This is a genomic window from Glutamicibacter creatinolyticus (assembly GCF_006094275.1).
GTDB classification, from domain to species: domain Bacteria; phylum Actinomycetota; class Actinomycetes; order Actinomycetales; family Micrococcaceae; genus Glutamicibacter; species Glutamicibacter creatinolyticus.
In genome coordinates this window covers 513,145-538,523 of the sequence record NZ_CP034412.1, presented here as the reverse complement: position 1 = coordinate 538,523, position 25,379 = coordinate 513,145, and the positions used below count along the sequence as shown (strand labels likewise).

Below are 25,379 nucleotides of genomic sequence, written 5' to 3'. Positions count from 1 at the left end.
GGTGCTGGTGACGGTTCGTGTTTGGGACGCCGCGCCGGGGCGGCTACTTGCCGGCCCCGACGCAATGCCGGTCCTAGCGGAAGGCCGGCACCCCGGTGAGCTTGTTGCCCAGGATCAGGGTGTGCACCTCATCGGTGCCCTCGTAGGTGCGCACCGATTCCAGGTTGTTGGCGTGGCGCAGCGGCGAGTAGTCCATGGTGATGCCGTTGCCGCCCAGGATGGTGCGCGCCTCCCGGCAGATTTCAATGGCCTCGCGGCAGTTGTTCAGCTTGCCCACCGAGATCTGGTGCAGGTCCAGGGTTCCGGCGTCCTTCATCCGGCCAATGTGCAGGGCCAGCAGGAAGCCCTTGTTGATTTCCAGGGCCATGTCCACCAGCTTCTGCTGGGTCATCTGGTAGCCGGCCAGCGGCTTGTCGAACTGCATGCGGGTCTGCGAGTAGGCCAGGGCATCCTCGAACGCGTCCCGGGCGGCGCCCATGGAGCCCCAGATGATGCCGTAGCGAGCCTCGTTCAGGCAGGAGAACGGCCCCTTGAGCCCGGTGACGTGCGGCAGCACCGCATCGGCGGGCAGGCGCACGTCGCTCAGCTCGATTTCGCACTGGATCGAGGCGCGCATCGACAGCTTCGGCTCGATCGGGGTGGCCGAGTACCCGGGCGTGTCGGTGGGAACCACGAAACCGCGGATCCCCTCATCGGTCTGCGCCCAGATGACGGCGACCTTGGCCACGTTGGCCAGCCCGATCCAGCGCTTGGTTCCGTTCAGCACCCAGTCCTGCCCGTCACGGCGGGCGAAGGTGGTCATGCTGGAGGGATCCGAGCCTGCGGTGGGCTCGGTCAGCCCGAAGCAGCCGATGGCCTCGCCGGCGGCCATCTGCGGCAGCCACTGCTGCTTCTGCTCCTCGGAGCCGTGCTTGTAGATGGCGCTCATGGCCAGGGAGCCCTGCACGGAGACGAAGGTGCGCAGCCCCGAGTCCCCGGCCTCCAGTTCGGCACCGGCCAGCCCGTATTCCACGGCACTGCGCCCGGCGCAGCCGTAGCCTTCCAGGTGCATGCCCAGCAGGCCGAGCTTGGCCATTTCCGGCACGATTTCCAGCGGGAAGACGGCTTTCTCGTACCAGGTGGCGATGTTCGGCTTGATGTTCTCGGCGACGAACTGGCGCACCTGCTGGCGCAGCGCGAGCTCCTCGGAGCTGAGCAGCGCATCGAAGTTGATCAGGTCCGAAGGATCCAGGGCGGTGCCGGTGGTGGTCGTGGTCATGGTGTGCTCCTTGAAACGGAAGAGGGGTTGGGTGGGTAGTGGCCCGGCCGGTGCGGGCGCCGGGCCCGGGTCGGTGGCGCTAGCTGCCGGTGGGGTTCAGCAGCAGCTGCTGGTGCTGGCCGTGGGCCGGGGGCACGCTGTGATACTGGGCGCCGGTGCGGGAGAGCCCGATGGGGCTGGCGATCTGCCGTGTTTCCTGCGCGGTGTGCCGGTCGCGGATCAGGGCGGTGGGTTCCAGCCCGAGGTCGCGGGCGAAGTCTATGGCCTCGGCGATCGAGTTCACCTTGCCCGCCGGGACCCCGGCCCCCATCAACGCTTCGGCCCAGTACGCCGCCGGGCGGGTGACGGTGGCGTTCTCGATTAATTCCTTGAGCTCTTCACGGTGCGCCACCCGGGAGCTGTTCTCGGCAAAGCGCGGGTCCTGCCCCAGTGCCTCGAGTCCCAGTTCGCGCAGCAGGGCCGCGAACTGGCGGTCATTGCCCACGGCGATGGCCACCACCCCGTCGGCGGTGCGGAAGGTTTCGTAGGGTGCGATGCTGGGGTGGGCGTTGCCCATTCGGGCCGGGGACCGCCCGGTGGCCAGCGTGCTGCTGGATTGGTTGGTCAGCCCGGACAGCAGGGAACCCATCAAGGTGATGTTCACCTGCTGGCCCTGCCCGCTGGCGTCCCGCTCGCGCAGTGCCAGCAGGATTCCGGTGGTGGCGTTCTGGGCGGCCAGCACGTCCACCAGCGCGACCCCGACCTTCGAGGGGGTGCCCTGCGGCTCACCGGTGATGCTCATCAGCCCGCCCACGGCCTGCACCAGCAGGTCGAAGCCGGGGAGCGCAGCCCCCTGCTTGTCGCCGAATCCGGAGATGGAGCAGTACACGAGACGGGGGTTGAGTTCGGCGAGGCTGTGGTAGTCCAGGCCGAATTTGGCCAGGACCCCGGGCCGGAAGTTTTCCACCAGCACATCCGCGTCGCGGATCAGCTCCAGCAGGGCCTGCAGTTGGGCCGGATCCGCAAAGTCGGCGACTACTGCCTGCTTATTGCGGTTGACCGCCGAATAGTAGGTGCTGACCCCGGCGTCGGTGACCGGCGGCTTCCAGCTGCGGGTTTCGTCGCCTGCCGGGCTTTCGACCTTGATCACCTCGGCGCCGAAGTCGGCCAGTGTCATGGTGCACAAGGGCCCGGCCAGGATCCGGGAGAGGTCAACGACCTTGATTCCCTGCAGTGGTTGGGTCATCGGCTAGACCACCTTTTCATCAGCCAACATCGTTGTTACATGTTGCATGCAACTCTAGATCAGGTGGTCGTCGGCGACAAGGGGCGGAGCCAAAGTTACTGCGGGTTGGGGCAGTTCTCCGGCAGGAGCATCAGCTGGTCCAGGCGTTCAATGAACTTCTGGGCATCCAGGCCGGGGGTGCGGGCACAGACCGAGCGGATCAGCAGCTGGGCGGTGCGCATGACGTGGTTGCGCATCGCGGTGGCCGCCGCCGCCGGGTCACGCTGGGTGATGGCCTCGATGAGCTCATCCCGGTCCCCCGCCAGCTCCTGGCTGGTGCGGGCCTGGGGGATGGTGGTTTGCCCGTGGGCCAGCACCAGATTGCGCAGCTCGCTGATGATCGCATCCAGCTTGGCGTTTCCTGCCAACCCCAACAGGTAGAGGTGGAACTGCTTGTCGGCTTCCAGGGTGGCCCGCCCGTCCCCCGTTTCGCCGATCTGCAGCATCCGCTGGTGCAGCTCGGTGAGGGTGCGGATATCGGCGTCGCTGGCGTTGAGCACCCCGCGCGCCGCGGCCTGCGGTTCCACGGCCAGGCGCACCTGGAAGACCTCGACGATATCGTCCAGGGAGATCTGATTGACCCGTACCCCGCGGTTCTTGGCCACGGTGACGATGCCTTCCTTCTCCAGCAGCTGCAGGGCCTCGCGAACCGGGGTGCGCGAAACGCCGAGCTTCTCGGCGATGGCGATCGCCGAGTAGTGCTCCTCCGGCTTCATCTCTCCGGAGACGATGGCGGCACGGATCATGGTGGTCACCTGTTCGGTCAACGACACCTTGGGCACGATCGGTTGCATGCTACTCATGGCCAGAAGCTTATCTTGCTTCGCCCGGGCCGGGTCGGCGCATCGGCCGGTTCCATCCCGCGCGCCCGGTTCCCCGGCCCGCGCAACGAGGGTGCAGCGCGTCGGGGCGCTAGGCTGGAGGCGTGGCATCCCAGGCATCAAGGCACCGCGCTCCGCGTCCCGCGACCATCGAGGCAACCGACCCCCGGCAGCCGCCGACGGTCCCGTCGTGCACGCAACGGCAGCAGCTGGCCGAACGGCTGCGCGGTGTTGCCCTGGAAGCCGGGCGCCAGGCCGCCGGGCTGCTGCGGGAGAACTTCCGCACCGGAATCGGGGCCGAGCACAAGACGAACACCCACGACCTGGTCACCGAACTGGACCGGCGCAGCCAACTGCTGCTCACCCGTGAGCTGCTCTCCCGCTGCCCCGACTCCTGGGTGCTGGGCGAGGAAACGGTGGAGGATCTGCCCACCGGCGATCCCTCGGGGCCCATCCAGTGGATCGTGGACCCGCTGGATGGAACCAGCAATTTCGTGCACGGCATCGCATTCTTCTGCGTCTCCATTGCCGCGGCCATCGACGATGAGCTGGTGGCGTCGGTGGTGATCGACCCGGTCACCGGCGATGAGTTCAGCGCCAACCTCCAGGGCGCGTTCCTGAACGGGCAGCCGCTGCGGCCGCGGCCGCGCCCCGGCCAGCAGCACGCCAACCTGATGACCGACTACCCATCGGCCGAGGCGATCGCGGCCGACGGGAGGATTGCCCTGGACCTCTTTGGCCAGTGGGTCCTGGACTTCGCGACCGTGCGGCGCAAGGTTTCCGCGGCGATGGCCCTGGCACACGTGGCGGCCGGCTGGGCCGACGCCACCATCGGCTTTGACACCAAGGCCTGGGACGTGGCTGCCGGGGCCCACCTGGTGCGCATGAGCGGGGGCAGCTACCGGGGCCTGCATCACGGCGGCGAGCCGGGCCCGGACCACCTGGCCCCGGGATTCATCGCCCAGGGTCCGGGCGCCGACTACCCCAGCCTGCGCACCGCCGCCCAGCGCATTGCCGAGCACCGGTCCGCCGCCGCACGCCACGGCCGCTAGCACCCTTGCCCGCCCCCACCTACCCGGTGCAGGGGATGGGGCAGAACCCCAGTTGCCGGTAGAGGTTCCAGGCCGCGGCCGAGGTGCCCTCCCCCACCCGCAGACTCAGCGTGCGGTGCCCGCTGCGGGCGCAGCCCGACAGCGCCCCCAGCACCAGGGCGCGGCCCAGCCCCCGTCCCCGCTCAGCGGGGGCCACGAAGAGGTCGATGATAAAGGGACCGGGAAGTCCGGGATCCCAGATGGATCGCTGGACCACAAAGACGGCACCGACCGCCCGTGCACCGGGTACGGCAGCGCTGGAGCATTCGGGCAGCAACCGCCCGTAGTGGTTGGCGAAGGTCTGCTCCATTTCTCGTGTGGCGTCGTGCAGCGTTGCTGCGGCCACCTCGGGCGGGTACGCGGCCAGGCAGGCGGCCGCCAAGTCCGCGGCGTGACGGGGATGGATCGGCTGGATCCGCGCATCTTCGGTGGCGGGCAGTTCAGGGCCCGCCTGGGTGGGATCGACCTTGAGAAGGTCTGAGGGCACGGCTGCTCCGTTCGTGGGTCTTCCATGGAGCTGCGGGTAGCTCAGGAACGGATCGTGGACCCGGGCCTAGCAGCTGTTCCCGGCCGTGCGGGGCCAGGATCAGCCGGCGCTTCGGCACGGGTGGACCCACTGCCCTGCTGCCGCCAAACACCAAGGGGGTCTGCCCACGGCAGGCCCCCCTTGGTGTTCATTGCTGGTGCCCGGTGCTGCGCGGCACGCCGCGGTGGCTTACGCTTCCAGATGCGTGGGAGCGAACATCTTCAGCAGAGTCTGCACCACCACGACGTTTGGCCCCTCGGCGGCGAAGGACTCGCGCAGCGCCTGCCCGACCTCCTCCACCGGGACCTGGCGGGCCGGAATCCCGAAGGACTCGGCCAGGGCCACGAAGTCGGGGCGCGCCAGCTCGGTGGCGGTGGCCTTGCCGAAGGCCCCTTCCATGTATTCGCGCAGGATGCCGTAGCCGCCGTCATCCACGATCAGCCAGGTGACCGGGACGTTGTGCTGCTTGGCGGTGGCCAGTTCGGCGATCGAGTACATGGCCGATCCGTCACCGGAGACGGCCAGCACCCGCGCCTCGGCGTGGCCCAGCCCCTGGGTTTCCAGCCCGACGGCACCGCCGATGGCCGCGGGGTAGCCAAAGCCCAGTCCCCCGGCCCCCTGCGCCGAGTGGAACTGGCCCTGGCGGGCGTCCCAGCAGCTCCAGCCCCAGTAGGCGGCGATGGTCATGTCCCAGTAGGTCTGCATCCGCTCCGGCACGGCCTGGCGGATGTCGGCCATGAACCGGCGTTCCTTGTCCAGGTCCTGCGAATCCAGGCGCCGCTGCACCTTTTCCAGGGTCTGGGCCACCAGCTGCTGCGGGCTCTGGCCGTGCCAGTCCACGCGGGCCTGGTGCCCGGTGCGCCGCAGTTCCTCGGCCAGGAACTCCAGCGCGGCCTTCGCATCGGCGCGCAGCCCCAGGGCCGGGGTGTTGGATTCCAGCACCCGCGGTTCGGCGTCAATCTGGATCATCCGCCCGCGCGGGGTCAGGGTGAAGTAGTTGCTGGTCACCTCGCCCAGCGAGGAGCCGACCACGATCAGCACGTCCGCGTCCTCCAGGACCTCGGTGACGTAGCGGTCCTCCACCCAGGACTGCAGGGAGAGTTCGTGGTCCCACCCGAACGCGCCGTTGCCGCCGGGGGTGCTCAGCACCGGGGCCTGCAGCGTTTCGGCGACCTGCGCCAGCGCCTGCTGCGCGCCGGAGCGGCGCACGCCGCCCCCGGCCACGATCACCGGGCGCCGGGCCCCGGCCAGCCAGCGGGCCGACTCCTCGATCAGCTCGATGCGTGGCGGGTGCTCATAGGCCTCGGCCAGCGCATCACGCACCGGCGGGACCATGACCGGGGCCAGCAGCACGTCCTGCGGCACCTCCACCCAGACCGGGCCCATGGGCACGGTGATCGCCTCGGCCCAGGCGTCCTGGATGGCCGAGGGGATCGAGGAGGCGTGGTGCACGGTGCGCTGGAACTTGGTGACGTTCGCGGCCGAGGCCTTCTGGTCATCAAGCTGGTGCAGCATGCCCTTGCGCCGGGCGCCCAGTCCATCCACCGGAATCTGGCTTGCCACCACCACCATCGGCACGCCGGTGGCGTAGGCTTCCTGCAGCCCGGCCAGGGAGGTTAGCGCCCCGGGGCCGGTGGAGAGGAACAGCACGCCCACTTCCCCGGTGGCCCGGGAATAGCCGTCGGCGGCGAAGGCGGAGTTGTTCTCCACCCGGGAGGAGACGAAATGCAGGTCCGAGCGGGAGAGCGCGTCAAAGAGCCCCAGCGCGTGCTGCCCGGGAATTCCGAACACGGTCCTGGCACCGAGCGCGCTGAGCGTCTCAATGACCAGGTCCCCGCCGTTGCGTTGCGCGGTGTTGGACATGCTATTTCATTCCCTTGCCGTGGCGCAGGTCGCTGATCAGGCTGATCAGGTCGTAGGTGACGTGGGAGGCGGCCACGCCGGTGATCTCGGCATGGTCGTAGGCCGGGGCCACTTCCACGATGTCCGCGCCGACGATGTTCATCCCGCGCAGCCCGCGCAGGATTTCAAGCAGCTCGCGGCTGGTGATCCCGCCGGCTTCCGGGGTTCCGGTGCCCGGGGCGTGGGCCGGGTCCAGCACGTCGATGTCCACCGAGATGTACAGCGGGCGGTTGCCGATGCGGTCGCGCAGCTTGTCCACGATTTCACGCACCCCCTGGTAGTACACGTCCGAGCTGGTGACGATGCCGAAGCCGAAGCGCTTGTCGTCCTCCAGGTCCTTCTTGCCGTACAGCGGGCCGCGGGTGCCGACGTGGCTGATGGCCTCGGTGTCCAGGATGCCCTCTTCCACCGCGCGGCGGAACGGGGTGCCGTGGGTGTATTCGGCACCAAAGTAGGTGTCCCAGGTGTCCAGGTGCGCATCGAAGTGCAGCAGCGCCACCGGTCCGCCGGCACGCTGGGAGGCGGCGCGCAGCAGCGGCAGGGCGATGGTGTGGTCCCCACCGATGGTGACCAGCGAGGCCCCGTCCTCGGTCAGTTCCAGGGCGTTGTGTTCAATGGCTTCGATGGCCTCGTTGATGTTGAACGGGTTCACCGCCATATCCCCGGCGTCGGCGACCTGGCTCAGCGCGAACGGGGAGATGTCCACGGCCGGGTTGTAGGGGCGGATCAGGCGGGAGGACTCGCGCACGTGGGTGGAGCCGAAGCGGGCACCGGGACGGTAGGAGACCCCGGTGTCGAACGGGACGCCGACGATCTTGATGTCCGCCTTTTCAACCTGGTCCAGGCGCGGCAGCCGGGCGTAGGTTCCGGCACCGGCGTAGCGCGGGATCAGTGCGGCATTGATGGGTCCGAGCTTGCCGTTTTCCTCGATACGGATTTCTTCCACGGCTGGTCCTTTCGACGCTGAAGGGGAAAACCTCTGTTTTCCAATAGGAAACTCTCGTTGTCGAATATGCTATTTTCCCCTGCCCGTCCCGTCAAGGGTGAGGGTCCGCTACGGACGCCGCGGGCCGGCGGAAGACCGACGCGGTCTGCCGCGTTCCCGGTCTTCGGCCGGCCCCTAAAAATGGCGTGGATGGCGCCTAGGCGAGGTCCAGGACCGCCTGGCGCAGCACCTGCAGCCCATCGCGCAGCAGCTCCTGGCCGATCACCAGCGGCGGCAGCAGCCGCAGCACATTGCCGTAGGTGCCGCAGGTCAGCGTCAGCACCCCGGCCGCGTGGCAGGCCTGGGACACCGCCGCTGCCAGTTCCGGGCGCGGGGCCAGGGTGTCGCGGTCCGCGAATTCAACGGCCAGCATCGCCCCGCGCCCCCGCACCTGGGCCACGCTGTCGGTGGAGTCCACCAGCGGCTCCAGCATCTGGCGGGTGAGTTCCTCGATCCGCCGGGCGTTGCGCAGCACGCTGCCGTCCTCGAACTGCTCGAAGACCGCCAGCGCCGCCTCACAGGCCAGCGGGTTCCCGGCGTAGGTGCCTCCCAGGCCTCCGGCGTGCGGCGCGTTCATCAGCTCCGCCCGCCCGGTCACCGCGGAGAGCGGCACGCCGTTGGCCAGCGCCTTGGCGGTGAGCACCAGGTCCCCGACCACGTCCTCGTGTTCGGCGGCGAACAGCTTGCCGGTACGTCCGATCCCGGCCTGAATCTCGTCTAGCACCAGCACGATCCCGTATTTGTCCGCCAGGGCCCGCAGCCCGGGCAGGAAACCGGGCATCGGGACGATGAACCCGCCCTCGCCCTGGATCGGCTCAATCACCATGGCCGCAAAGCTCCGTGCCCCGTGCTCCACAATTTGCTGCTCCACCAGGGCCAGCAGCTCGTGGACGTCGCGGCCCTGCGAACGCAGCGGGTTCGCGGAGGCGGCGCGCACGATGTGCTCGGGCAGGGGCCCGAAGTTCAGCTTGTAGGGGTTGACCTTCGATGTCATCCCCATGGTCAGCAGTGAGCGTCCGTGGTAGGCCTCGTCGAAGACCAGGATGTTCGGCCGTCCGGTGGCCGCGCGGGCGATCTTCACCGCGTTCTCCACGGCCTCCGCGCCGGTGGAGAACAATGCGGTGCGCTTGGCGAAGTCACCCGGGGTGTTGCGGTTCAGCCAAGCGCAGACGCGGGTGAAGGACTCGTACTCGCTGACCATGAAGCAGGTGTGGGTGAACTTCTCCAGCTGCTGCGCCACCCGCTGGGCAACGCGCTGGTTGGCCGCGCCCAGGGAGGTCACCGCGATCCCGGAGGCAAAGTCGATCAGCCGGTTGCCGTCCACGTCCTCGATGATCCCGCCGTCGGCGCGCTGCACGAACACCGGCAGGGTAATCCCAAAGCCGTCACTGACCTCGGCCAGCCTCTGGTCATGCAGTTCCCGGGAACGCGGGCCGGGGATCTGGGTGGCCAGATGGCGGCTTTGGGGCAGGCGGTGGGCGCTGTCGGCGGCAGGGTTCGAAGCGAGCGGGGACAGCACGGCGGAAGGCAGGGTTTCAGTCATGGGAACCACGCTATGATCCGTCGGTGACACGCGTCACTGGCCGTTCCATCCAATTCGGCGGTTCATACAGGATAATTTGCACCGTGATCACGCTTTTGCAATTGGGCACCGAATTGGGGCGCAGCTTCTACCCGGCCAGCGGCACCACGTTTCGGGCCAACCCGGTCACCGGGGTGCACATTTCCGAGTTGGCCGACCCCACCCCCTACCTGGAGGGCGGGGAGCTGCTGCTGACCACGGGCATGTCCTTCGCCGACACCGCCGAGGCCAGCACCGAGTACCTGGGGCGGCTGGCCGCGCATGGAATCACCAGCCTGGGCCTGGGGCTGGGGCCGTGGCTGGACGAGGTTCCCTCCTGGGTGGCGGCCGGCTGCCAGCGGCTGGGCATCCAGCTGGGGGTGGTGCCCGATGAGGTTCCCTTCCAGCAGGTTTCCCGCGCCTACTGGCGGCTGAGCGCGCGCAGCGACGCCAGCAACCTGATGGAGAGCCTGGGCACCCAGACGGCCCTGGCCCGGGCGGCGAACCGGGCCGATGCGGACAGCTCGGTCATCCGCGAACTGGCCCGGGCACTGGGCGGGTGGGCCGCCTACCTGCGGGTGGATGACGGCCCCGAAGCCCACTGGCCGGCCTCGGCCGCCGTCCATCTGGCGCAGCTGCGCCAGGAGTGTCGGCGCTTTGCCCGCGTGGACATGCCCTCGGCGGCAACCTTTGAGATCGCCGGCGAAGCGGTGGTGGTCTACCCGATCCTCAGCGGTCCCCGGCTGACCGGCTACCTGGCTGTGTGCGCCGACCGGCCCGTCACCCGGGCCGAACGCCAGGTCATGATGACGGTGGCCACGCTGCTGAGCATGCGGGCCCGTCAGCGCGCCACCGAACAGGAGGCACGCCGGGAACTGGGGGCCGCGGTCACCCGGCTGCTGTTGCACGGCGAGCACCACGCCGCGGTGCTGGTCGGTGACCAGCTCGGCCTGGACCGGCAGCTGCAGGCGCCGGTGCGCCTGCTGGCCGCCACCCTGCCCCAGACCGAGGCCCACGATGCGTTGCGCCAGCTGGAGCAGCTGGCCCCCGACCCCCGGCTGGCCTGGCGGCTGCCCGCCCTGTCCACCCACCGGCTGGCGTTGCGTGAGGCCGACACCTGGTACCTGGTGCTGTCCGAGCCGAGCGTCGGGGAGCCGGCGGTCCGTCCGGCGCCCACACCTGGCGAACCGGCACCGCCGCGGCACGCGTGCGCGGTGCTCAGCGAACCGGTGGGACTGGCCGAGATTCCCGGCATCCTGCCCGGGGTGCGCCTGGCCCTGTCCCAGGCCCCGCCCGGGATGATCACCGGGGCCGGCGGGGAAACCGAGGCGACCGCGGCCGGCTGGGTGCGCACGCTGCGCGAATATCAGCGCAGCGACCTGCTGCCCGCGGTGCGCGCGTACCTGGCCAGCCGCGGCACCTGGGAGGAGGCGGCCCGGCAACTGGGGATTCACCGCAATTCGCTGCGCCTGCGGATCGCCACGGCCGGCAAGCTGCTGCAGCAGAACCTGGATGACCCGGATGTCGCCGCCCGCCTGTGGCTGGCCATTCGACGCGAAGAACCCTAGCCCCAAGCCCCCGGTTGGCATCGGCCTGCCCGGGGCTTAACGGCGCATGGACCGGCTGCGGCCAACCCCTGGGGTTGCGCCGCAGCCGGTCCATGCTGCCTGGTTCGGCGGGCTAGCGCCCGTCGCGCTGGGCGGCGCGCTGGCGGTTGGGGTGGGCGGCCCGGGCGGCCACCGCATCCGGGCCGCTGGCCCCCAGCTTGGCCTGCTGGCGGATGCTCATCAGCTGCATTAGCTCCATTTCGGCGTTCTCGCCGGGGGTGATGCCGCGCGGGATGCGCAGGATGAAGATCATGCCCAGCAGCCACCAGCTGCCAAAGAGCACCCAGGGCTGCCAGCCGATCGCCGCCGGCATGCCCGGCAGGTACAGGCTGATCAGCCAGGCGCACAACAGCACCGATAGCACGCCGATCAGCTGCCCAAAGTTTCCGCGTCCACCCACCCGCAGCGGACGGTTCATCTGCGGTTCGCGCCGGCGCAGGATCACAAAGGCCACCCCCACCAGCAGGTAGGCCACCACGATGGACGGGGAGCCGGAGTCCACCAGCCAGCCGAGCATCGCCGAGCCGAAGAACGGGGCCAGCACGGACAGCCCGCCAATGAACAGCAGCGCATGGGACGGGGTGCGGTACTTCGGGTGCAGGTAGGCGAACCAGCGCGGCAGCATGCCCGAGTGCGCCATGGCGAACAGCAGGCGCGAGGCCCCCATCAGCAGGGAGTTCCAGGAGGTGAGGATGCCGGCGATGCCGCCGGCGATCAGCACCTTGGCCATGGTGTCGGAATTGAACAGGGCACCCATGGCGTCGGCGGTGGCCAGGTCGGAGCCGGCCAGCGCGGAGGCGTTCATTCCCGAGGAGGTGGCCATGATGACCATGACGTACCAGGCGGTGGCGATCATGACGGAGATGATCACATAGCGCCCAATCTTGCGCGGGGCGATATTGCATTCCTCCGCGGACTGCGGGATGACGTCGAAGCCGACGAACATGAACGGGACAATGATCATCACCCCGAAGAACCCGGCGGTGCCGTTGAGGAAGAAGGGCTCCATGTTGGATGCCTGGCCGCCGGTGAAGGCCCCGGTGAGCAGCATGGCTCCAATGAGGAAGAGGAAAAGCACCACGAAGGTCTGCACGATCCCCGCCGTCTTGATGCCGCGGATGTTGATCCAGGTGATCACCACCGCCCCGGCCACCCCCACCAGCGCCCAGAACAGGAACACCTCCGAACCGGCAATGTCCCAGAGTTTGACCTGGTTGATCTGCGGGAAGATGTAGGCCACGGATTTGGGCAGGGCCACTGCCTCGAAGGCGACGATGGTGATGTAGCCGCCCACAATCCCCCAGGAACCGGCGAAGGACCAGCGCGCGCCCAGGGCGCGCAGCAGGTAGTTGTGTTCCCCGCCGGCCTTGGGCATGGCGGCCACCAGTTCGGCGTAGGTCAGCCCGACGATGGCCATGATGCCACCGCCAACCGCCATGGCCAGGGCCGCGCCGAGCGGACCGGCACTGGTGATCCAGTCACCGGTGAGCACCACCCAGCCGAAACCGATCATGGCGCCCACGCCGATGGCCAGGATGTCCCATTTGCCCAGGACCTTTTTCAGTCCGGCCCCGGATTGCGCCGGTGCCCCACCCGATGTCGTCATAGCGATTCCCTCCCGCATTCAATGATGCAGATCACATTAGGGAACCGACGGGACACAGGCTAGGGATAGTTCATCCAGGGCGTGGGTCATAGTGCCCAGGTCGGGCCGCCGCAGCACGCGGCGTTCCTGGGCGCCGCAACCCTCCCCGCCGGGCCGCGAGAATCCAATGCGGCCACGCCAGAAGGCTCCGGTACTTGACGGTGCACTGGACGCAGTCGCGCCAATTCCACTATCGGGGGCGGGGAACGGCGGGTTAGCCCCGCTGCCGTGAATGGGCGACCAGGTGGCGGTCGACCTGCCGGATGGCCACCGTGAAGCCCAGCGAAAGCAGCACCGACTTCAGCCACAGCTCAGCGGGCTCATCGGCCAGGTAGATGGTGTGCACCGGACCGGCCAGGATGATGATCACCAGCATCCACAGCAGGTAGCCCAGGCTGGTGCGGCTTTGCATCAGCTCGGCGTGGCGCCGGCGGCGGCGGATGGTCAGGATCCCCACCACGAAGATCATCAGCGCCAGCACCCCGGCACCGACGATGAAGAAGTAGCGCTGGGTGCGAATCAGGGTCAGGGTGACGCCCATGATGATGCCCAGGACCGCGGAGAACCACCAGGGGATGACCGGTACGGAGCCCTCGGCTGCCGTTGGCTGCGTTGCGTTCACCGCACTCCCGTCCGTCTTCCTGCCTGGCCCGGCGGTTTTCCCGCCTTGTCTAGGATAGCCCGGCGCGGCGCTCTTCCCCGGCAGCGACTACAGCACCAGGGTCCAGGTCACCACCGCCGGCTCGGGGCTGGGATTGATCCAGCTGTGCGGCTCCCTCCCGGGAAAGGTCACGGTGTCCCCGGCCTGCAGCTCCATGCGCTCCTCGCTCAGGATCAGCGTGAAGTGCCCGGAGTGCACGTGCAGCACCTCAACCTGGCAGTCCATGGAATACAGCTCGGCTTCCCCGGCGCCGTGCGGCGCGATCTCGGCGCGGATCACCTGCACCCGGCGTTCGGTGCGCGGGGTGAGCAGCTGTTCAATGATCCCCTCCCCGCCCAGGGAGATGCGCGGGGCGGCCTCCAATTTGACCAGCTTCGTCTCGGGGACCGTGAACAGCTCCCCCACTTCGATGGACAGCACCTCGCACAGGGTCAGCAAGGTGGCGACCGAGGGGCTGGTCAGATCACGCTCCACGCGGGAGAGGAAGCCCTTGGTCAGCCCCGCCATTTCCGCGACCTGGTCAATGGTCAGGCGCTGGCCCTGCCGGGCCACGCGCAGTCGGCTGCCGATCTTGATCGATGAGCCGGTGGGCTCGACGGGCAACGCCTTCATTTTTCCTCCGCGCAACTGGGTTCCTGCCTCCACTGTAGTGGGCGACCTCATATTTCCCGCACGCGGCGACGGTGGATCCGCGACGTTCTGTGACTCACCTCGCGTTTACCGATAGACATCTTTTGTTTTTGCTGTCATTCTTTGTGGAGCGTCATTTTCATCACAGGGAAGTTCAATGGATTACATCAACGGCGGCATTGTCGCCTTATACCTCGTGGGCATGCTGGCCTTCGGCTGGTGGGGCAAGTCCCGCACCCATTCCACGAGCGATTACCTGGTGGCCGGCCGACGGCTGGGACCGGTGCTGTACACCGGAACCATGGCCGCCGTCGTGCTTGGCGGGGCCTCGACCGTGGGCGGCGTGGGCCTGGGCTACCGCCACGGCATCTCCGGGATGTGGCTGGTGGTGGCCATCGGCATCGGGGTCTCGGCCCTCTCACTGTTCTTCGCCCCGAAGATTCAGCGGCTGAAGATCTTCACCGTCTCCCAGATGCTCACCCTGCGGTACGGCTCCCGGGCCGCGACCAACACCTCGGGCATTGTCATGCTGGCCTACACGCTGATGCTGTGCGCCACCTCCACCGGCGCCTACGCCACGATCTTCATGGTGCTCTACGGCTGGGAACGCTGGCTGGCCATCCTGGTCGGCGGCGGCATTGTGCTGATCTACTCCTCGATCGGCGGGATGTGGTCCATCACCCTGGCCGACCAGGTGCAGTTCTTCATCAAGACCGTGGGCGTCTTCTTCCTGATGCTGCCCTTCGTGCTGGGTGCCGGCGGCGGCTGGTCGGCCATGCAGCAGCGCCTGGATGCCACCTTCTTTCAGTGGGACGGCATCGGACTGCAGACCATCATCACCTACTTCGTTGTCTACGGGCTGGGCCTGCTGATCGGCCAGGACATCTGGCAGCGGGTCTTCACCGCCCGCAGCGACAACGTGGCCCGCTGGGGCGGGCTGTCGGCCGGCATCTACTGCATCATCTACGGCGCGGCCGGCGCGATCATCGGCATGGCCGCGCGCGTGGCGCTGCCGGGGATCGCGGCCGAGGCCGAACAGAACCCGGACGCGGTCTACGCCGAGGTGGCCCTGCAGGTGCTGCCGCTGGCCGTGGGCGGGATCGTGCTGGCCGCCGCGGTGGCCGCGATGATGTCCACCGCCTCCGGCGCACTGATCGCCGCCGCCACCGTGGCGCGCACCGACGTCGCCCCGTTTGTGGCCAGCTGGTTCGGCCGCGACCTGCAGCGCGATGAGCAGAAGAACCCGGAACACGAGGTCAGCAACAACCGCTGGTGGGTGTTCGGGCTGGGCGTGGTCATCATGATCCTGGCGATCGTGGTGGACGACGTGGTCGCCGCGCTGACCATTTCCTATGACATCCTGGTCGGCGGGCTGCTGATCTCCATCCTCGGCGGGCTGATTTGGCGCCGCGGCAACGGGGTGGGCGCGGCCTGGTCGATGGCCGCGGGCACGGCGGTCACCCTGGGCACGATGATCTACCTGGAGATCCGGGCGAAGAACACGTTCGACGGGGTGTACGCGAACGAACCGATCTACTTCGGCCTGCTTGCCTCGGCGTTGACCTACATCGTGGTCTCGCTGGCCACCGGGCGCACCGACGCGCAGGTGCTGGCCAGCTGGGACCGGCGGGTGGCCGGTGAGAGCAGCGTGGAGGGCGTGCAGGACTCCGCGGTGCGCTAAGCACAAGGTCATAGCGGCCACATAGCCGCAGCTGTGCCGGAACCCAATACCGGTGCATATCCTCAAAGGCACCATCGGGCAACAGGCCCGGTGGTGCCCTTGGTTTTAAAGCTGCCCGGATGCACAAAGGAGCCGTCATGACATCCACCCCGCCAGGACGCTGGTTCAACAACCGCCCCCTGCCCCGCCCGGGCGAAGACTTGGAGGATCAGGGGCTGGGGTTTGACGTGCAGACCCTGATCGACCGGCGCCAGATGCTCACCGCCATGGGGCTGGGCACCCTGGCCTTCACCCTGTCCGCCTGCGCCCCCACCGCCGGAACCGGTTCACGGGACGCGGCTGAAATCCCCGAGGAGACGGCCGGCCCCTACCCCGCGGACGGGTCCAACGGACCGGACGTGCTGGAGCGTTCCGGGATCGTGCGCAGCGATATCCGTTCCAGCTTCGACGGCGCCACAGGCACCGCCCAGGGCATCGAGATGCAGCTGCAGCTGCGCATCCTGGACAGCGCGAAGGACAACGCCCCGATGATCGGGGTGGCCGTCTACGTCTGGCAGTGCGACCGCCAGGGCCGCTACTCGATGTACTCCACCGGGGTGCAGGAGGAAAACTACCTGCGCGGCGTGCAGCTCAGCGACCAGGACGGGATGGTGAGCTTCACCAGCATCTTCCCGGCCTGCTATGCCGGGCGCTGGCCGCACATCCACTTTGAAATCTACCCGGACGAGCATTCGGTCACCGATGCGGCCAACGCGATCGCCACCTCCCAGGTGGCCCTGCCCCAAGAGGCGTGCGAGCAGGTGTACGCCACCGTGGGCTATGAGCCCTCGGTCAAGAACCTGGCCGCGGTGAGCCTGCGCAGCGACAACGTCTTCGGCGACGACGCCGGCGCCAGCCAGCTGGCCGCCGTCACCGGCAGCAACACCGAGGGCTATCGGGTGAGCCTGGAGGTCCCGGTCGATACCCGCACCACACCGGGAACCGGGCAGGAGCCGGGCGCCGGGGAGCGCCCCGGCGCCCGGCCGCCGACCCGGCCCGCGGCGAGCGCTGCCCCGTAGACACCCCCTGTTGCCGCGGCGGCTGCTGCACTAGACTGCAGTCCATGGACAGCGAAGTCACCGCGCGCAAGCAGCGTTTGCGCCGCTACCTGGATCATGCCCGGCAGGCGGCGCTGTGGAAGGCCGAGAATCTGGACGAAGCCCAGCTGCGTCGGCCCATGGTGCCCAGCGGCACCAACGTCCTGGGGGTCATCAACCACCTGGCGGTCATGGAATTCGGCTACTTCAGCTATTGCCTCAAACGCCCGGTGGACAGTCCCCGGGCCGTGCAGGCCTTCACCTCCGAAGACCCGATGGCGGACTTCGTGGTGGAGGCGGACACCGGCGCCGCCGACGTGCTGCAGTTCTACCGCCAGGCGATCGACGCGGCCAACACCGCCTTCGAGGAACTGGAGCTGGACGCCCCGGCCTCGGTGCCCTGGTGGGGTGAGGACAGTGAAACCACCCTGGAGCACCTGATGCTGCACATGGTGGGGGAAACCTCCCGCCACGCTGGGCACCTGGATCTGGTGCGCGAACTGATTGACGGACAGACGGGCCTGTCCGCGCAGAACGGGAACCTGCCGGAGTTCAGTGACGAGCAGTGGAAGGAACATTACGCACGGCTGAAGAAGATCGCCGACTCCGTGTAGCATCGAAGCGTAGCTTCACGAGATGCGGCGCCAAGCTCCGACTGGCCGCACACCAACCCCAGGTTCATGGGTGGTTCGGATGAGGAAGCGGTCCGCGGCACCAGCTTGTGCCCGGGCAAGAGCTAGCCTGAAAGGCCGGTGCCTGCGATGCACGCCGTTCCCGTCCTGCCGCTGATCGACCTGCACAGCGGAGAAGTGCAATTTACCCTCCATGGCGCCTGGCAGGTGCTGCACACCAGTGAGCCGCAACGGCTGCTGCGGCTGCTCACCCGCGCGGCCGGCCCGGCCCGGTTCGATCCGGCCCACGGGCGGCTGCTGCTGTTCCTGCCCCGGCGCGGCACCAGCGGCGGGCGTCCGGTGGCTTTTAGCCTTGCCAAATTCCCCGCCCACCCCTCGGTCACTACACTGGATGCCGATGACGGACGCGCCGCGGAGCACCGCGGGGTCCGTCCCCTGCCACAGCTACTGTAGGCAGGAGGCCTGACTGAGGAGATTCACTGCCGTGATGACCGTCAATCCCCCTTCTTCCCCCACCCCGGCGCAGGTTCGGCGCTGGCGCAAATACCTGGCCGATGAGATCGCCGAGGGTGCGATCTACCGAGAACTGGCTTCGCGGCGCACCGGGCAGGAACGCCAGGTGCTGCTCGGACTGGCCGAAGCCGAGGCCCGCCATGAGGCGCACTGGCGCGAACTGCTCGGCGACCAGGCCCGACCCAGCCGCCCCTCGCTGCGCCGCACCGTGCTGCGTTTCCTGGCCCGGCACTTCGGGTCGGTGTTCGTGCTGGCCCTGGCCCAGCGCGCGGAGGGAGATTCCCCCTACGCCAAGGACGCCGACGCCCCGGCCCACATGGCCGCCGACGAACTGGTGCACGAGGAAGTGGTGCGCGCCCTGGCCACCGCCGGGCGCACCCGGCTGGCCGGCAACTTCCGGGCCGCGGTGTTCGGCGCCAATGACGGGCTGGTCTCCAACTTCGCGTTGGTGCTGGGCATCGGTGCCACCGGGGTGGCTTCCTCCTTCGTCCTCTTCGCCGGCATCGCCGGCCTGCTGGCCGGCGCGCTGTCCATGGCGGCGGGCGAATATGTCTCGGTGCGTTCCCAGCGTGAACTGCTCACCGCTTCCCGGCCCACCCAGGTGACGCTCTCCGCGGCGCAGGACCTGGACCTGGACGCAAACGAACTGGTGCTGATCTACAAGGCGCGCGGCATGAGCGATGAGGACGCCGAGCACCGGGCCGCCGAACGCATGGGGCTGTTCACCTGCGACTGCAACCCCTCATTCTCACTGCAGCCGGAGCTGCGCGGTGAGGAGCTGGCCCGCGAGCACGAGGAGCTGGGTTCGGCCCCGGGGGCGGCAGCTTCCTCGTTCCTGTTCTTCGCCTCCGGCGCGGTCGTGCCGATCCTCCCGTTCATCTTCGGGATGTCCGGGCTGCCCTCCATCATCCTGGCCGCCGTCCTGGTGGGAGCGGCCCTGATGTTTACCGGCGGCGTGGTGGGTCTGCTTTCCGGGGCCTCGCCCCTGAAGCGCGGGTTGCGCCAGCTGGCCATCGGCTGGGGCGCCGCCGCGGTGACCTACTGCCTGGGTCTGCTGTTCGGCGCCCCCGTCGCCTAGCCCATTCGGCCGGGTTGCGCCCGCCGGCCGGTGCGCACGCGGGCGGGGATCCGGCGGCGCGGAGGTGTTGTGCACATTCGATGACCCCAACTTTCCCTGCCAGCTCCGAACGTGAAACGATGAGAGGATGACCAACGCCGTACCCCCGCAGGTAGATGGCAGGACTTTGCTTGCCTACCTGGGAAACTTGCCATACTTCCTGGGCCAGCAGCTGGCTGGCACCCCGGGCGCCGTCAGTGGCGTGCATTTTGCTGCGGATAATGCGGAACTGCGTGGTGAGGTCAAGGACGAGAACGACACGTTCCAGCCGCGGGTGCAGCTGGAACGGGCCACCACGGGATGGCAGATCCGCCAGGCGCAGTGCACCTGTGAGGTGGAGGGGCCCTGCCGCCACGAGGCGGCCCTGGTGCTGGCGGCGAACAAACTGGCCACCGCGCGGCAGGCGCAGGAGCAGGTGCAGGAGCAGCCGGAGCGCGGCTGGCAACGCAGCATCGATGACTGGTTTGAACAGGCCGACCCGCTCAACCCCATCGGGGTGACCCGCTCGGCCGCGGACCCGGTCAACCCGATGGGCCTGCAGTTCCTGGTGTTGGACGTCAAGAACCAGGCCCAACAGCAGTGGCTGCCCTCGGGCACCACCCAATTCCTGAACCGCAACCAGCGTTTCCGCCTCGGGGTGCGGCCCATGGTGCGCGGCGCGGACGGCCGCTGGGTGCGCGGTCAGCTGCGCTGGACCACCATCGTGTACAAGACCTTCGGCTGGAACCTGCTGTACTCACAGCACCACTGGTTTACCCGCTTCGCCGCCCTGGCCCGCAGCAACACGCAGCTGCAGTTCAAGCAGGACGAGGACTGGCTGTTCTTGGACAACTATTCCTCACCCCTGCTCTGGCCGATGCTCAACGAGGCGCAGCACCTGGGCATCGAACTGATGGGCACCCGCAACGACACCGAGGTGCAGGTCGGCGCACGCGCGGAATTCGAGCTGCAGGCCGCCCGTGAGGACGACGCCCTGCTGCTTAGCGGCACCCTGACCCTGGACGGGCAGGAGCATGAGTTGGACCCGGACAGTCCCGCCGGAACCATCGGGGACCACGGCTTTTACCAGCAGCCGCAGGACAGCCGGAGGATTTGGCTGGCACCCAGCGCCCAGCCCATCGCCGCCCAACACCGGCGCTGGTTCATGAACCGCACCCCGTTGCGGATCCCGGCCGCGGAGCAGGAGCAGTTCTTCACCCGGGCCTACCCGCGCCTGGCCCGCCGCTTCCCGCTGCGCAGCGCCTCCCCCGACCTGGTGCTGCCCGAACTCGAGCCGCCCTACCTGGCGGTGGACATCCACTACACCAAGACCCGGCCGGAACAGGACAAGAGCGGGCAGGGTGCCCCGGCGCGGCCCGCCGAGGACCTGGCCGAGGTCAACTTCGCCATCCGCTACCCGGGAATCCCCGATGACCAGGTCGTCCCCGACCAGGCGCAGGAGGAGCTGCTGCGCGCGCTGCTAAACCGGGTGCTGCTTGAAAGCACCGGGCGGGAGAACGATGCCCTGGATCCGCGCATCTACCAGGGCGACGGGCTGATTGACTTCGTCTCCTACACGGTTCCGGCGTTGCGCGCGGAACAGCGGGTGCGGCTGAACGAAACCGGCGTCCGCCCGGTCTACCGCAAGCTGTCGGAGCTGCCCGAACTGAAGATCAATGCCGTGGACTCTGAGAAGAACGACTGGCTGGACCTGGGGCTGTTGATCACGGTCGGCTCCCATGAGGTCCCGTTCTCCACGATCGTGGAGGCCCTGAGCAACGGGGCGATGAAGGTCAAGTTGCCGGACAACAGCTGGTTCTCCCTGGACCACCCGATCTTCGCCAAGCTCAAGGCCCTGGTCGACGAGGCCCAGATGCTCAACGACAAGCCCAAGGACGCGGATCTGAAGGTTTCGGTCTTCCAGGTTTCCCTGTTCGAGGAGCTGAACGACCTGGCCGACGGGATCGACGGCGCCGATGTGTTCGTCGCCCGGATGCGTTCGCTGCTGGACATTGCCGGGCAGGAGCCTCCAGCATTGCCCGAGGGCCTGCAGGCCGAGCTGCGCCCCTACCAGCTGGAGGGGTTCGGCTGGCTCTCACGGCTCTACCGCGGCGGCTTCGGCGGGATTCTGGCCGATGACATGGGCCTGGGCAAAACCCTGCAGGCGATCGCACTGATGCTCCATGCCCGGCAGCTGTGGGAGCACCCGCACTCACGCCAGCAGCTGCCAGCAGCCCAGCGCACCCCGGCTCCCTTCCTGGTCGTGGCCCCCAGCTCGGTGGTCTCCAACTGGGAGATGGAAATCCGCCGCTTCGCGCCTTCGCTGCGGGTCACCAGCATCGAGGGCAAGCTGCCCTCCGAGCGGCGGCTGGCCGAACTGGTCGCGGAGAATGACGTGCTGCTGACCACCTACACGTTGCTGCGCCTGAACGACGAAGCGTACGCCGCTCCCCGGTTTGCGGGCCTGATCCTGGATGAGGCGCAGTTCGTGAAGAACCGCAACACCAAGGCGCACCGCGCTGCGGCCGAAATCCGCGCCCCATTCAAGCTGGCCGTGACCGGCACGCCAATGGAGAACAACCTGGGGGAACTCGGCGCCCTGCTGGCGCTGGTGGCTCCCTCGCTCTTCCGCAGCACCAGTACGTTCAACCGGCAATTCGCCCGGCCCATTGAGACGCTGGGCGACAAGGACCGTCTGGCACTGCTGCACCGGAGGATCAAACCGTTCATGCTGCGGCGCACCAAGGAGTCGGTGGTGCTTGACCTGCCGGCCAAGCAGGAGCAGCAGGTGCTGGTGCGGCTGAACGACGAGCACCAGCATGTGTATGAGACGCACCTGAACCGGGAACGGCAGAAGATTCTGAATCTGGTGCAGGATATGGACCGCAACCGGTTCACGATCTTCCAGTCGCTAACCCATCTGCGGATGCTCGCCCTGGATCCGGCACTGGTCGACCCGCAGCTGGCAGACATCTCCTCCTCCAAGCTCGATGCCCTGTTCGAGAACCTGGAGGACGTAATCAGCGAGGGACACCGTGCGCTGGTGTTCTCCCAGTTCACCTCGTTTTTGAAGGTCTTTGCCCAGCGGCTGACCGAACGGGGCATCGCCTTTGAGTACCTGGACGGCTCCACCCGACACCGCTCGCAGGTCATTGAGGATTTCAAGGCCGGCACCGCCCCGCTGTTCCTAATCTCCCTCAAGGCCGGCGGGTTCGGGTTGAATCTGACCGAGGCCGACTACTGCTTCCTACTGGATCCCTGGTGGAACCCGGCCGTTGAGGCCCAGGCGATTGACCGGATCCACCGCATTGGGCAGCAGAACCGGGTGATGGTCTACCGGCTGATTTCCCAGGGCACCATCGAGGAGAAGGTGGTGGCGCTGCAGGAAAACAAGCGGCAGCTGATCTCCACGGTCATGGACGGGGCCGACGGGTTCGCCAAGTCGCTCACCGCGCAGGACATCCGCGACCTGCTGGAATAGCAGCCTGCCCGCTCGGTCCACCGTTTGGCATAACAGTGTGATAAACATTGTCATCAAATCAGCTTATTGTCAGTCCGAACCGCTATATTCGATATGCGTGCACGGTGCCAAACGTCCCCCACACAGGCGAGCACCAGTCCACGCGCCCATTTGCCAACAATGACGTTCGGCAAAACAACGAAGAACCGAAGGCGGTCATATCCGTGTCCCTGATTAAATCGGAGACGCTAGGTGCCCCGAGCGACGACTGGTTAGCTGCCAGGGTCAGCACCGAGCACAACAGTGTGGTCATTGAAACTGAGCAGGAACAGCTCGTCCTGGAAAACGTTCACCTGCTGGAGAAGCTGCGCCGGGTCGTCGCCGCTTCGCTCACCGAAATCTTTTACAACCCGAAGCACCGGATGCTGCTGATTCCTGGGGCCTTCGTGGTGGTCGGCTCCTCCTTCCTCCGGGTGGACACCGACGCGGCTGGCGGGCTGCGCGACTAGGCGCCTCCCACCGGGGACGGTGACCGTCCTGGTACGGCCGCAGAGGGGGCCGCAGGGGCAGCGCCGGGGCCTGCCCGCATCCGCTTCTTGGAGGGATTGTCGCGTCCTGCAGCGGGCGCCCATCACACCGCGCCTGTTGAAGACAACAAAAACCCCACTGCCTTGAAACCAATTGGTTTCAAGGCAGTGGGGTTTTCAGGCCCGCGGTGCGGGTGCCAGGCAGCTTACAGCGCCTCGTACACCTCGCGCAGCAGACGAGCGGTCTCGCTCGGGGTCTTGCCGACCTTCACACCAGCGGCCTCCAGGGCCTCCTTCTTGGCCTGGGCGGTGCCGGCCGAGCCGGAGACGATGGCGCCAGCGTGGCCCATGGTCTTGCCTTCCGGAGCGGTGAAGCCAGCCACGTAGCCAACAACCGGCTTGGTGACGTTGGCCTTGATGAACTCGGCAGCACGTTCCTCGGCGTCGCCGCCGATTTCGCCGATCATCACGATGGCCTTGGTCTCCGGGTCAGCTTCGAAGGCCTCCAGGGCGTCGATGTGGGTGGTGCCGATGACCGGGTCGCCGCCGATGCCGATGGCGGTGGAGAATCCCAGGTCACGCAGTTCGTACATCATCTGGTAGGTCAGGGTGCCGGACTTGGAGACCAAGCCGATCGGACCCGAGCCGGTGATGTTGTTCGGGGTGATGCCCACCAGGGCCTCACCCGGGGTGATGATGCCCGGGCAGTTGGGGCCGATGATGCGGGTGATCTGCTTGCCGTTCTCGTCGACCTTGGACTGGGCCAGCGCCCAGAACTCGGCCGAGTCCTGTACCGGCACGCCTTCGGTGATGACCACGACCAGGCCAACCTCGGCCTCAATGGCCTCGACGACCGCATCCTTGGTGAACTTCGGCGGCACGAAGACGATTGACACGTCAGCGCCGGTCTCGGCCTTGGCCTCGGCCACGGTTCCGTAGACCTTGATGTCCTTCTCGCCGTGGGTCACGGTGGTTCCGGCCTTGCGGGCGTTCACGCCGCCGACGATGTTGGTGCCGGCCTTAAGCATCAGGGCGGTGTGCTTGGTGCCTTCGCCGCCGGTGATGCCCTGGACGATGACCTTGGAGTCCTTGTTCAGGTAAATGCTCATTGTTCGCTAATCCCTCTTACTTGTTGGCCAGCTCGGCGGCCTTGTCGGCGCCCTCGTCCATGGTTGCTGCCAGGGTCACCAGTGGGTGGTTGGCTTCGGCCAGAATGGCGCGGCCTTCCTCCACCTTGTTGCCGTCCAGGCGAACCACCAGCGGCTTGTTGGCCGAGTCGCCCAGGGTGTTCAGTGCGCCCACGATGCCGTTGGCCACTGCGTCACAGGCGGTGATGCCACCGAAGACGTTCACGAAGACGCTCTTGACCTGCGGGTCGTTCAGGATGACGTCCAGGCCGTTGGCCATGACCTCTGCCGAGGCGCCACCACCAATGTCCAGGAAGTTGGCCGGCTTCACGTTGCCGTGGTTCTCGCCCGCGTAGGCGACGACGTCCAGGGTGGACATGACCAGGCCTGCACCGTTGCCGATGATGCCCACTTCGCCGTCCAGCTTGACGTAGTTCAGGCCGTTGGCCTTGGCCTTGGCCTCCAGCGGATCGGCTACGGCCTTGTCCTCCAGCTCTTCGTGCTGCGGGTGACGGACCTCGGAGGCGTTGTCATCCAGCGAAACCTTGCCGTCCAGGGCAACGATGTCCCCGGCGCCGGTCTTCACCAGCGGGTTGACCTCGACCAGGGTGGCATCCTCTTCCTTGAAGACAACCCACAGCTTCTGCAAGGTCTCGGCGACCTTGCCGCGCAGTTCCTCGGCGAAGCCGGCAGCCTCGACGATCTCGGCGGCCTTGGCTGCGTCAATACCAACCAGCGGGTCAACGGCGATGCGGGCCAGGGCTTCCGGGCGCTCTTCGGCCAGCTGCTCGATCTCCATGCCGCCTTCCACCGAGCACATGGCCAGGTAGTTGCGGTTGGCACGGTCCAGCAGCACCGAGAAGTAGTACTCTTCGGCGATGTCGGCACCCTGGGCGATCATGACCTTGTTCACGGTGTGGCCCTTGATGTCCATACCGAGGATGTTCTGTGCGTGCTCGAAGGCCTCATCGGCGGTCTTGGCGACCTTTACGCCACCGGCCTTGCCACGGCCGCCGACCTTGACCTGAGCCTTGACAACAACGACGCCGCCAATCTTCTCTGCGGCGGCCTTGGCTTCCTCGGGAGTGTAGGCGACGATGCCGGCAAGCACGGGAACGCCGTGTGCCTCGAAAAGATCGCGCGCCTGGTATTCATACAGGTCCACGGGTATGTGTCCTTCGTTCGAAGTTCAAGCTGACTCACGGCACGATGCAATGCACCGCACCCAATGGAGAGCGCAGAGCAACACGTCGGCGTGATTTCCGGCGCCTTGGCCCGTGCGCATCTCTCAGACTAGCGCGACTTTCCGATAGTTC

General features: G+C 67.6%; 21 protein-coding genes and 1 riboswitch. Of the genes, 9 read left to right on the top strand and 12 right to left on the bottom strand.

The window, feature by feature from the left end; translation table 11 throughout:
- Positions 1–73 precede the first annotated feature (73 nt).
- The 3 genes from GcLGCM259_RS02530 to GcLGCM259_RS02520 all read right to left on the bottom strand — a co-directional run bounded on the left by GcLGCM259_RS02530 (position 74) and on the right by GcLGCM259_RS02520 (position 3,325).
- On the bottom strand, positions 74–1,258 hold the full coding sequence (locus GcLGCM259_RS02530) for an acyl-CoA dehydrogenase family protein (RefSeq protein ID WP_138174776.1): 1,185 nt from the start codon (positions 1,256–1,258) through the stop codon (positions 74–76).
- Positions 1,259–1,337: 79 nt separating this feature from the next.
- The gene (locus GcLGCM259_RS02525; protein WP_138174778.1) at positions 1,338–2,483 is read right to left on the bottom strand and encodes a CaiB/BaiF CoA transferase family protein; all 1,146 of its coding nucleotides are present in this window, start codon (positions 2,481–2,483) and stop codon (positions 1,338–1,340) included.
- A 95-nt stretch (positions 2,484–2,578) separates the two neighbouring features.
- A complete protein-coding gene (locus GcLGCM259_RS02520) occupies positions 2,579–3,325 on the bottom strand; it encodes a GntR family transcriptional regulator (RefSeq protein WP_171021134.1) in 747 nt (248 codons plus the stop codon).
- 122 nt (positions 3,326–3,447) lie between these two features.
- Here GcLGCM259_RS02520 and GcLGCM259_RS02515 point away from each other — a divergent pair, with 122 nt between their 5' ends.
- Entirely contained in the window at positions 3,448–4,395 is a 948-nt protein-coding gene (locus tag GcLGCM259_RS02515; protein WP_246049704.1) for an inositol monophosphatase family protein, read from the top strand.
- 19 nt (positions 4,396–4,414) lie between these two features.
- Here GcLGCM259_RS02515 and GcLGCM259_RS02510 read toward each other — a convergent pair whose 3' ends face one another.
- The 4 genes from GcLGCM259_RS02510 to GcLGCM259_RS02495 form a co-directional block, all read right to left on the bottom strand.
- Positions 4,415–4,921 carry a GNAT family N-acetyltransferase gene (locus tag GcLGCM259_RS02510; protein ID WP_138174782.1) on the bottom strand — a complete coding sequence of 169 codons (507 nt, stop codon included), beginning with the start codon at positions 4,919–4,921 and terminating at the stop codon, positions 4,415–4,417.
- Positions 4,922–5,149: 228 nt separating this feature from the next.
- Positions 5,150–6,823 carry a thiamine pyrophosphate-binding protein gene (locus GcLGCM259_RS02505; RefSeq protein WP_138925663.1) on the bottom strand — a complete coding sequence of 558 codons (1,674 nt, stop codon included), beginning with the start codon at positions 6,821–6,823 and terminating at the stop codon, positions 5,150–5,152.
- Between the two features lies 1 nt (position 6,824).
- The gene (gene speB, locus GcLGCM259_RS02500) at positions 6,825–7,808 is read right to left on the bottom strand and encodes an agmatinase (protein WP_138925662.1); all 984 of its coding nucleotides are present in this window, start codon (positions 7,806–7,808) and stop codon (positions 6,825–6,827) included.
- A 196-nt stretch (positions 7,809–8,004) separates the two neighbouring features.
- Entirely contained in the window at positions 8,005–9,390 is a 1,386-nt protein-coding gene (locus tag GcLGCM259_RS02495; RefSeq protein WP_138925661.1) for an aminotransferase class III-fold pyridoxal phosphate-dependent enzyme, read from the bottom strand.
- Between the two features lie 83 nt (positions 9,391–9,473).
- On the opposite strand from GcLGCM259_RS02495, the gene GcLGCM259_RS02490 reads away from it, so the two are divergent.
- On the top strand, positions 9,474–10,976 hold the full coding sequence (locus GcLGCM259_RS02490) for a PucR family transcriptional regulator (protein ID WP_138925660.1): 1,503 nt from the start codon (positions 9,474–9,476) through the stop codon (positions 10,974–10,976).
- Between the two features lie 112 nt (positions 10,977–11,088).
- On the opposite strand, the gene GcLGCM259_RS02485 is transcribed toward GcLGCM259_RS02490, so the two are convergent.
- The 3 genes from GcLGCM259_RS02485 to GcLGCM259_RS02475 form a co-directional block, all read right to left on the bottom strand.
- Complete coding sequence (locus tag GcLGCM259_RS02485; RefSeq protein ID WP_138925659.1) at positions 11,089–12,621, bottom strand: APC family permease; 1,533 nt, start codon at positions 12,619–12,621, stop codon at positions 11,089–11,091.
- 253 nt (positions 12,622–12,874) lie between these two features.
- On the bottom strand, positions 12,875–13,282 hold the full coding sequence (locus GcLGCM259_RS02480) for a hypothetical protein (RefSeq protein ID WP_054821460.1): 408 nt from the start codon (positions 13,280–13,282) through the stop codon (positions 12,875–12,877).
- Between the two features lie 87 nt (positions 13,283–13,369).
- Positions 13,370–13,933, bottom strand: a complete 564-nt coding sequence (locus GcLGCM259_RS02475) for a helix-turn-helix domain-containing protein (protein WP_138174796.1) — start codon at positions 13,931–13,933, stop codon at positions 13,370–13,372.
- 175 nt (positions 13,934–14,108) lie between these two features.
- Between GcLGCM259_RS02475 and GcLGCM259_RS02470 the strand changes: the two genes are divergently transcribed.
- The 7 genes from GcLGCM259_RS02470 to GcLGCM259_RS02440 all read left to right on the top strand — a co-directional run bounded on the left by GcLGCM259_RS02470 (position 14,109) and on the right by GcLGCM259_RS02440 (position 22,918).
- Positions 14,109–15,632 carry a sodium:solute symporter family protein gene (locus tag GcLGCM259_RS02470; protein ID WP_138925658.1) on the top strand — a complete coding sequence of 508 codons (1,524 nt, stop codon included), beginning with the start codon at positions 14,109–14,111 and terminating at the stop codon, positions 15,630–15,632.
- Positions 15,633–15,769: 137 nt separating this feature from the next.
- The gene (locus tag GcLGCM259_RS02465; protein WP_138925657.1) at positions 15,770–16,690 is read left to right on the top strand and encodes a dioxygenase family protein; all 921 of its coding nucleotides are present in this window, start codon (positions 15,770–15,772) and stop codon (positions 16,688–16,690) included.
- A gap of 44 nt (positions 16,691–16,734) precedes the next feature.
- Entirely contained in the window at positions 16,735–17,322 is a 588-nt protein-coding gene (locus GcLGCM259_RS02460; protein ID WP_138925656.1) for a DinB family protein, read from the top strand.
- A 13-nt stretch (positions 17,323–17,335) separates the two neighbouring features.
- Positions 17,336–17,450, top strand: a riboswitch (SAM riboswitch).
- A gap of 19 nt (positions 17,451–17,469) precedes the next feature.
- Positions 17,470–17,793 carry a hypothetical protein gene (locus GcLGCM259_RS02455; RefSeq protein ID WP_138925655.1) on the top strand — a complete coding sequence of 108 codons (324 nt, stop codon included), beginning with the start codon at positions 17,470–17,472 and terminating at the stop codon, positions 17,791–17,793.
- A 34-nt stretch (positions 17,794–17,827) separates the two neighbouring features.
- Entirely contained in the window at positions 17,828–18,931 is a 1,104-nt protein-coding gene (locus tag GcLGCM259_RS02450) for a VIT1/CCC1 transporter family protein (protein ID WP_138174806.1), read from the top strand.
- Between the two features lie 127 nt (positions 18,932–19,058).
- The gene (locus tag GcLGCM259_RS02445; RefSeq protein ID WP_138925654.1) at positions 19,059–22,430 is read left to right on the top strand and encodes a DEAD/DEAH box helicase; all 3,372 of its coding nucleotides are present in this window, start codon (positions 19,059–19,061) and stop codon (positions 22,428–22,430) included.
- A 203-nt stretch (positions 22,431–22,633) separates the two neighbouring features.
- On the top strand, positions 22,634–22,918 hold the full coding sequence (locus tag GcLGCM259_RS02440) for a hypothetical protein (protein ID WP_138174810.1): 285 nt from the start codon (positions 22,634–22,636) through the stop codon (positions 22,916–22,918).
- Between the two features lie 224 nt (positions 22,919–23,142).
- Here the strand turns inward: GcLGCM259_RS02440 and sucD are convergent, their stop codons facing one another.
- A complete protein-coding gene (gene sucD, locus GcLGCM259_RS02435) occupies positions 23,143–24,045 on the bottom strand; it encodes a succinate--CoA ligase subunit alpha (RefSeq protein WP_138925653.1) in 903 nt (300 codons plus the stop codon).
- Between the two features lie 16 nt (positions 24,046–24,061).
- Positions 24,062–25,228 (bottom strand): ADP-forming succinate--CoA ligase subunit beta, encoded by a 1,167-nt coding sequence (sucC, locus tag GcLGCM259_RS02430; RefSeq protein WP_138174814.1) that lies wholly within the window; start codon positions 25,226–25,228, stop codon positions 24,062–24,064.
- Positions 25,229–25,379 lie beyond the last annotated feature (151 nt).